Origin of the sequence: Megasphaera vaginalis (ex Srinivasan et al. 2021) (genome assembly GCF_000478965.1) — a bacterium.
Taxonomy (GTDB): domain Bacteria; phylum Bacillota; class Negativicutes; order Veillonellales; family Megasphaeraceae; genus Megasphaera; species Megasphaera vaginalis.
Genome location: NZ_AWXA01000003.1, coordinates 25,102 through 33,697 on the forward strand (window position 1 = coordinate 25,102; position 8,596 = coordinate 33,697).

The 8,596-nt window shown below is 31.1% G+C and carries 9 protein-coding genes; 8 read left to right on the forward strand and 1 reads right to left on the reverse strand.

Translation table 11 applies throughout. The features are described 5' to 3' along the window. Window positions 1-146: 146 nt before the first annotated feature. The 8 genes from HMPREF1250_RS00240 to HMPREF1250_RS00275 all read left to right on the forward strand — a co-directional run bounded on the left by HMPREF1250_RS00240 (window position 147) and on the right by HMPREF1250_RS00275 (window position 7,555). Window positions 147-527, forward strand: coding sequence for a plasmid mobilization relaxosome protein MobC (locus tag HMPREF1250_RS00240; protein ID WP_023052576.1), 381 nt, complete (start codon window positions 147-149; stop codon window positions 525-527). Further along, the gene (locus tag HMPREF1250_RS00245; protein WP_023052579.1) at window positions 527-1,987 is read left to right on the forward strand and encodes a relaxase/mobilization nuclease domain-containing protein; all 1,461 of its coding nucleotides are present in this window, start codon (window positions 527-529) and stop codon (window positions 1,985-1,987) included. The genes HMPREF1250_RS00240 and HMPREF1250_RS00245 overlap by 1 nt, the downstream gene beginning before the upstream one ends. A 143-nt stretch (window positions 1,988-2,130) precedes the next feature. After that, on the forward strand, window positions 2,131-2,346 hold the full coding sequence (locus HMPREF1250_RS00250; RefSeq protein WP_000036627.1) for a helix-turn-helix domain-containing protein: 216 nt from the start codon (window positions 2,131-2,133) through the stop codon (window positions 2,344-2,346). Next, window positions 2,330-3,826: an Eco57I restriction-modification methylase domain-containing protein gene (locus HMPREF1250_RS00255; protein ID WP_036242119.1), complete on the forward strand. Its 1,497-nt coding sequence runs from the start codon at window positions 2,330-2,332 to the stop codon at window positions 3,824-3,826. The genes HMPREF1250_RS00250 and HMPREF1250_RS00255 overlap by 17 nt, the downstream gene beginning before the upstream one ends. Beyond that, entirely contained in the window at window positions 3,819-4,739 is a 921-nt protein-coding gene (locus HMPREF1250_RS00260) for a BsuBI/PstI family type II restriction endonuclease (RefSeq protein WP_023052554.1), read from the forward strand. Before HMPREF1250_RS00255 ends, HMPREF1250_RS00260 begins: the two co-directional genes overlap by 8 nt. An 8-nt stretch (window positions 4,740-4,747) precedes the next feature. Continuing rightward, window positions 4,748-6,169 carry an SIR2 family protein gene (locus tag HMPREF1250_RS00265; RefSeq protein ID WP_023052553.1) on the forward strand — a complete coding sequence of 474 codons (1,422 nt, stop codon included), beginning with the start codon at window positions 4,748-4,750 and terminating at the stop codon, window positions 6,167-6,169. Beyond that, window positions 6,170-6,667 (forward strand): TIR domain-containing protein, encoded by a 498-nt coding sequence (locus tag HMPREF1250_RS00270; RefSeq protein WP_023052581.1) that lies wholly within the window; start codon window positions 6,170-6,172, stop codon window positions 6,665-6,667. It abuts the gene before it with no gap. A 33-nt stretch (window positions 6,668-6,700) separates the two neighbouring features. After that, a complete protein-coding gene (locus tag HMPREF1250_RS00275; protein WP_023052559.1) occupies window positions 6,701-7,555 on the forward strand; it encodes a hypothetical protein in 855 nt (284 codons plus the stop codon). Window positions 7,556-7,917: 362 nt separating this feature from the next. On the opposite strand, the gene HMPREF1250_RS00280 is transcribed toward HMPREF1250_RS00275, so the two are convergent. Beyond that, a complete protein-coding gene (locus HMPREF1250_RS00280; protein WP_051356025.1) occupies window positions 7,918-8,490 on the reverse strand; it encodes an NAD(P)-dependent oxidoreductase in 573 nt (190 codons plus the stop codon). Between the last annotated feature and the right edge of the window lie 106 nt (window positions 8,491-8,596).

Sequence of the window (8,596 nt, forward strand, 5' to 3'; positions counted from 1 at the left end):
TTATTAGTAAAAGTATTATCTTCAGTGAGATAGCAAGCATATACTTTTTGACCACAGTCCTAAAAAGTAGGCTTGTAAGCTGGTAATTCAGCTTAATCAATTTTAGGGAGACCCTAAGACCCCGAGTAAGAAAGGAGTGATGATAAATGTCAAAGATCGTTAATCGTAAAAACAACTGTACCGTTCACTTTATGGTGAATGAAGAAGATATGAATGAGCTTAACCGAAGATTTGCATTGACTAATTTTAAAAGCAAAAGGGAGTTTTATAGAGACAGTATTTTCAAGAATAGAATTATCAGCATAGATATATCCGGTGAGTTTAGAAAAGAATTGAGGGAATTATCTTCTCTTGTCAGTCGTAACTCAGCGAACCTGAATCAGATTGCAAAGGCGATAAACAGCACAGGAGTTATTTACAAAGATGATATTGAAAATATCAAGAAAGCTTTACAAGGGGAACTGCTTTTCCTATCAGAATTTAGAGAAAAAGTTTCCGACTATATCATCAATGAGGTAATCGGATAATGGCTGTTACTAAAATACATCCGATTAAAACAACACTGAAAAAGGCGATAGACTATATCTGTAACGGAGATAAAACCGATGATGAAATCTATGTTACAACACACCTTTGCAGTAGGGAAAATGCCCATAAAGAATTTGAGCTTACTAAAAAGCAGTTTAACTCAAGAACCAAAACTTTAGCTCATCATTTAATTCAATCATTTGTTCCGGAAGAAGTGAGTTTTGAAGAAGCACATCAAGTAGGAATTGAACTTTGTGAAAAGATTTTAGGCGGGAAATATGAGTATGTTTTAGCGACACATATCGACAAAGACCATATACACAATCACATAATTTTTAATTCCATAGATGTGGATGAGGGTAAGATTTATCATTCTTACTATGACTCATATATGAATATCAGAAATCAAAGCGACAAGCTATGTAAGGAGCATAATTTATCTGTCATCGACCAAGAAGCACAAAAAGAAATCAACGAGATTAGGCGAAGAAAATTTGTGAATTGGTACGACTGGAATGAAGATAAAAAAGGAAGTAGCTATAAATCGAGGCTTCAATTTGATATTGATAGGACTATAAAGCAGTCAATCAATTGGCAGGACTTTCTATCTAAAATGGAAAGCTGTGGTTATGAATTTAAACAAGGAAAACACATAGCTTTCAGAAGTAAAAATCAGCAAAGATTTACTAGGGCAAAGACAATTGGCGTTAATTATACTGAAGAACGGATTAAGGACAGAATCCTAAATAAAGAAAAAGAAATTGGCAATATCATTGATATTAAGAAAAACGAAAAAGCAAAGTCGAGCAAAGGATATGAATATTGGGCAACGAAACACAATCTTAAAACAGCGGCTTCTACGCTTGTTGAAATCAGGGATAAAGGTTTTAACTCAATGGAAGAATTGGAGTGTGGAATCAGTCGAATATCAATCGAAAAGAATGAGTTGAAGCGACAGTTTGATAAGCTGTCATGGGAGCAAAAGAGGATAAAGGAAGTTGTAAAGCATATTCAAATCTGCATCAGCAAGCGAGAACATTATGAAGGTTATCGTAAAAATCCGAACGATAAGATTTATATGATGATGAACAGAAAAGATGTAGAATCCTATCAGAAGTCTTATGAGGAAATAGATATTTTCCTTAAGCAATTTCCACACTTAAGACATGTGGTAATAGGTGAATTGAAGACAAAATCAAGTAAAAATCTTTTCAGGAAATTAAATGAGCATTCTAAAGAATTGCAAGCTGAACAAGAGGAAATAATCAAGAAGCATAATTCATTAGCAGCACAATATGAGGAGTTGGAACATCTGAAAAATAATATGAATGAATATCTTGGCAGAAATAAAACTGAGAAGAAAAAGGAATCGGTTATTGGTGCGATTAGGAAACATTGGAGTGAAGATAGAGGAATTACTAAAGAAAAGAATAAAATATCGAGAGAAAATGAGAGGTAAAAAATAGTCGGTGTGGTCTTAGGACTGCCGGTTCTTTTTTTATACAAATGATGAATGTTTGCGTAAAAGGAAGTTTGTAGTGAAAAAAGTGAATAAATATGATATAATGATAAAAACGAAATCTGATGTATGGGAGGACAATTGTGTCAAAAATAAGTTATAAAAAGCTATTTAAAAAAATGATAGATTTAGACATGAAAAACTCTGAGCTAATGGAAAAAGCGGAAGTTAGCCGAAGTACTTTTTATAAAATGAAGAATAGTGAGAATATCACTACTGATGTGATTGTCAGAATATGTGATAGTTTGAATTGTGGTATAAATGAAATTATGGAGTTGGTGAATGATGAAAATAATTGATTATGTAATTGAATCTACAAATAAATATATTGAACAGATGCCAAAAGAAATTCGAAAGAAAAATGGGCAGTTTTTCACAAGTAGAGAAACAGCTCTTTTTATGGCGTCATTATTTGATTTATCATCATTTTCAAAAGAAATTTCTATACTCGATCCGGGAGCGGGTTCGGGGATACTTACGGCAGCTCTTATTCAAAGAATTATTGATACTGATAAGATTGAAGCTATAAAAATTACTTGTTATGAAACTAATGATGACATTTTAGGGCTGTTAAATGCAAATTTATCGTGGATAAGTAAGAATACATTGCTAAAAATTGAATACAAAGTGATTAAAGATAACTATATAACAAGTCAAACGCTTGAATATAATAATATGTTAGGGGCGAGTACTAAACCTGAAAAATACGATGTAATTATAGGAAATCCACCTTATTTAAAGATTGGAAAAATGGCTAATGAAGCTCTATCTATGCCTGATATTTGCTATGGTTCACCGAATTTATATTTTCTTTTTATGGAGATGGCAAGTTTTAATTTGGTTGATAATGGCGAATTGGTGTTTATCGTTCCAAGATCATGGACTTCTGGAGCGTACTTTAAAAAGTTTCGTGAGAAATTTTTAAACGAGGTGGCTTTGAAGCACATTCATTTATTTGTAAGCAGAGACAAAGTCTTTGATAAAGAGTCTGTTTTGCAAGAAACTATAATTATTAAAGCCAAGAAAGAATTAAATAAGTTAAAAAACATTACTATAACTACAACGAATGATAATTTTGATTTTGGCAGCAAGACTGTTTTTGAAGCTCCATATGATATGGTTGTTTCTGGAGAACACAAATATGTTTTTTTGATAACTGATAAAGAAGAAGCTGATACGATTAAAAAGGTAAATGAATGGAATGATACCTTGCCAACGCTTGGCTTGAAAATGAAAACTGGTTTGACAGTTGATTTTAGAAATCGAGAGGCTTTAAGAAATGATGCAGAGGAAAAAGCAGTTCCTTTATTTTATTCGCAACATATAAAAGATGGTAAAGTGATTTTTCCTGTTGGAAAAGAAAATGAGTATCTATTAACGGAGCAAAAAGGATTATTGCAGGAGAACACTAATTATTTATTTGTGAAAAGATTTACGGCAAAGGAAGAAAAGCGTAGATTACAATGTGGAATTTATTTAGCTAAAAAATTTCCAACATATAAGGCAATTAGCACACAGAATAAGATAAATTTTATTACAGGCTTACAAGGATTATCAGATTGTTTGGTTTATGGCTTGTATGTTGTAATGAACTCTACACTTTATGATAATTATTACAGAATTTTAAATGGATCAACTCAAGTTAATGCTACTGAAATTAACTCGATGCCAATTCCACCACTAACCTGTATTGAGGATATGGGAAAGGAACTGATTAAATTAAAAGATATGTCTGAAGAAAATTGTGATGAAATATTAGGGAGATTTATATATGTCTAAATTAGAAGAAGCAAAGAATATTTTGAATGAGTTGAAAGTTCCACCAAAACAGCAGTCGGATTTATGTGGATATGTTATTCTGGCAATGGCAGATATTAAAAAGAATGATGAATGGGCTAATGCAACTAATAAATGGATAAGAATACATGATGTTATTGCTTTTATTAGAAAGTTTTATGAGGTTTCATATGCAGAGAATAGCAGAGAAACATTCCGTAAACAGGCAATGCATCATTTTAGGAATGCAGCATTTATTGAAGATAATGGGAAAGCAACAAATAGTCCTAATTACAGGTATCGATTAACTGATGAAATGTTGTTATTAGTAAAAACATTTCAATCAAGTCTGTGGGAAGAACAAAAGAATAATTTCTTAAAATCTCATCAGAACTTAATTGATCTATATAGTTCTAAAAAAGCAGTAAGAAAAATGCCTGTTAAAATAAATGGGGACGAATTCACATTTTCTCCCGGTAAACACAATCAATTACAGAAATTTATTATTGAAGAATTTGCTCCACGATTTGCTGAGAACTCTGAATGTTTGTATGTTGGTGATACAATTCAAAAAGATTTGGTGAAGAACGAGGAGAAACTAAAAGAACTAGGCTTTGAGATAACACTCCATGACAAAATGCCGGATATTGTTTTATATTCAGAAGATAAGAATTGGATTTACTTTGTTGAGTCTGTAACTTCTGTAGGTGCAATGGAGCCAAAGAGAATAAAAGAAATTGAAGAAATGACGGAAAATGTTTCGGCTGGAAAAATATATGTAACAGCATTTTTAGACTTTAAAACATTTAAGAAATTTTCAGAGTCTTTAGCTTGGGAAACGGAAGTATGGATTGCAGATATGCCGGACCATATGATTCATCTAAATGGGGATAAATTCTTAGGACCGAGAAAATAAAGGAGGAGGTGCTTATTATCAAAGGTGAAGTATCAAAAAAAGATTTGATTAGAGAAATTGAAAAAGCTATTAAAAGTGATGAATTAGGAGCGTTTATTGGAGCAGGATTATCAATTCCTGCTGGGTTTTGTAGTTGGAAAGAACTTCTAAAAGAACCAGCAGAAGAAATTGGATTAGATGTTGAAAAAGAAAATGATTTGGTCAATCTGGCACAGTATTATTCTAATTCGAAAAAGAGGGCATCAATAGATGATCTCATCAAAGGTCAATTTTCTCAATTAGTAAAACCTACTGAAAATCATAAACTATTATCACAACTGCCAATTTCAACTTTTTGGACAACAAATTATGATAAGTTAATAGAAAAGGCTTTAGAAACCAATATGAAGAAGCCTTATGTAAAAACAAAGGATGAACAACTAAGAGGTACAAATCATGATTTTGATGCAATCGTATATAAACTACATGGAGATGTAGAATCTCCTGAAGATGCAGTACTTACAAGAAGTGATTATGAAGAATTTGGATATAACAAAAGAAAATTATTCAGAGAGGTTTTAGAGGGAGATTTGCTTACCAAAACATTTCTGTTTTTAGGATTTAGCTTTGAAGATCCAAACTTTAACTATGTAATCGGAAGATTAAGGGTATTACTCGACGAAAAGAATATAAGAAAACATTATTGTATTATGAAAAGAGTTCAAGATACTGATGAGGATTATGAGTACAAAAAAGTAAGACAAGAGCTGCAAATAGAAGATTTGAATAGGTATGGTATTTTTACCTATTTGGTAAATGACTATAGTGAAATTACTGACATATTAAGTATACTTGTAGATAGATATAGAAGAAAAACAATATTTATATCGGGTAGTGCATATTGTTATCCGGGTTATTCTCATGAAACGGGTAAAAATTTTATTCACAAACTATCTTTTGAACTATCAAAGAATGGTTATCGTATTGTGAATGGATATGGCAAAGGTGTAGGTGAATTTATATTAAATGGTGTCGCAGATTATTGCTTGAATCATAATTCCAAAATAAGTGATTTTTTGACGCTTATGCCTTTCCCGCAAAATAGCTCATTAGGAATAGATTTAGATAAGCTATATAAGGAAAATAGAGAGCAAATGATTGATAATTGCGGAACCGCTATATTCATTTTTGGAAACAAAGAAACAGAAAATATTGCAAGTGGAGTTATAGATGAATTTGAGTTATGTAAAAAGCATGGGTTAGTATGTTTGCCAATTGAACATACTGGTGGGTCAGCTAAAGAAATATTCAATAAAATAACTCGAGAAATTACAGATAAAAATACAATAAGTGCAATTGAACAGGCAAATAAACAATGCGATGGCGATATTGATATGTCTGTTAAAAACATAGTTCAAGCAGTTAAAATATTAAATAAGGAGGAATTTTAAATGGCAAAAAGACAGGTATTTTTTAGCTTTCATTACGATAATGATAATTGGAGGGCAGGACAGGTTCGCAACATGGGGAAAGTAGATAGTAGTTCTACCTTTTCTGATAATGACTGGGAGGAAGTAAAAGAAAAAACTGAAAGTAAAATTAAAGAATGGATTGATGAACAGTTAAATAAGCGTTCATGTTTAGTTGTTTTGATTGGAGAAAAAACAGCAAACAGAAAATGGATAAATTATGAAATAAAAAGAGCTTATGAACTTAATAAAGGGATTGTAGGTATCTATATACATAAGTTGAAAAATGTATTTGGCAAACAAGATAGTAAGGGAGCTAATCCGTTTGATTATTACAATATAAATGGAGTACCAATGTCTAAATATGTTAAATGTTTTGAATCCAATTGGTCATCAAGTGAAAATGTTTATAACGACATAAAAGACCATATAGAAGATTTAATTGAGTATGGTATTGAACATAAACCATCGACTTGGTAATTGTTCCTATAGGAAGTATAGGAGATATATTTTATGGATGGGATCGATAGAGTTAGTTTGTATCAGAGTGTACAAAGTATAGTAGATGAAAACAAAGATTATTTGTATGATTTTATTTTTGAACAATTTGAAGGTTCTTTTTGGATTGATTTATCTAAACTTTTAAAACTAAACATAGCAATACTTGCTGGAATTGAAGAAAAATTTTTAATTAATTCGTATAACGTGGAAATTGATAAAATTGAGTTCAATGAAGTCTATATTGAAAACTTAAACAGATTCAAATTAGAGAATGATTTTATTAAAGAGAAAAATCTCAGTAAATTAGAAAGTTTTACGGAGACTATTGGTAAATCAAAAGATGAATATTACGCATTTAATTCACTAATAAAGTTATTAAGCGATATAAACAATTCCATAATTAATCAACTTCAGACTAATGGAGAATATATTCATAATAGTAGACTAAGCATGGATCATTTTGCTGGGAATAAAGTTTTCTTATCTCATGCTTTTGACGATAAACTATACACACTGTCGCTGTTTATTTTCATGCTAAAAAAAGGTATATTTTTATATGTTGACTGGATATTTTCTCCAAAGTTCCAAAACGGAGTTGATATAAAAAACAATTTGTCAAAACATCTTTCAGAGTCAAGGCAATTATTATTTTTGAGAACTGTTAATAGTGAGTTTTCTATTCGTGGTAGTGGAAATATACGTGGCTGGTGTTCCTGGGAATTGGGCACTTTCTATACATTGAATAAAATGAAAAGCGACGATAAGTATTATATTGAGCTTTACAAGGGTAAGAATAACCAACAAAATAATAAGCAATTAGATGGTATTAAGCCGTTAAAGGCTATTTTTTCTGGGAGATTAGTATAAAAGATAAAAAATCTTAAATATAAATTTTAAAATGTTGCAATGTGAATATTGTAATAATAGTATCACCATTGATACTGTTTTGATACTAAAAAACTCTAAAACCACAAATAATAGATATAAAAATAGCTGAAAACAGAAACCTAAAAGATACTAATAAAGAATTAAAGAAACAAATATGATATGGTAATTATTGAGTGGGAATAATTAAAAAATAATAACATAAGATGCCCTGTATTTGTTTATTAGTAATACAGGGCATCTTATGTTATTGTAGGTAACTTAATCTAATGAAAGTGATAATAGGTACGAGAGATAAAATTGAGATTAAGCTCTCGAATGTAAATTTGAGTATACTAATTGTTTTATGGCAGATTATTGAATCCGATGTTTGTTAAGGTAGGTACCCCTTTTTCGAAGCGAATGATTTCACCAACGGCTCCTTTCCCCATCCTAGTAAGTGCTTCATAAGTATTAGCACCATTATGGGGCGTGCCTACAAAATTAGGACAAGTAAATAGTTTATGATGAGCAGGTAATGGTTCTTCGATAAAAGCATCAAAACCAGCACCTAAGATTTGATGATTTTGTAAAGCTTCATAGAGATCCTCTTCGTTTACAATTCCACCGCGAGACGTATTTATTAAAATGGTTGAAGTGGACATTAAAGATAGTTCCTTTTTGCTGATCATATTTTTAGTGGAGTCATTTAATGGGACTGATATTGATATTATGTCACAAGTTTGTATAAGTGTATTTAAATCTCTTTCATACTGAAATCCCATGTCATTACATTTTTCTTTTGAAATAAATGGATCGTAAGCTAAAACATCCATGTTAAAGCCGGCTTTTAGCCTAGTACCGACAAGATAACCAATATGTCCAATACCAATTAAGCCTAGACGTGTATCTGTTATTTCATAGCCTTTGAGAAACATCGGCTGATTACGTTCTAAGATAACGTATAATAAGTTTTGCAAATTCAATTTCATAAAAAATAGACATAGTCTATTGCCGTCGGTAAAATTAAGTTACCACACAAAG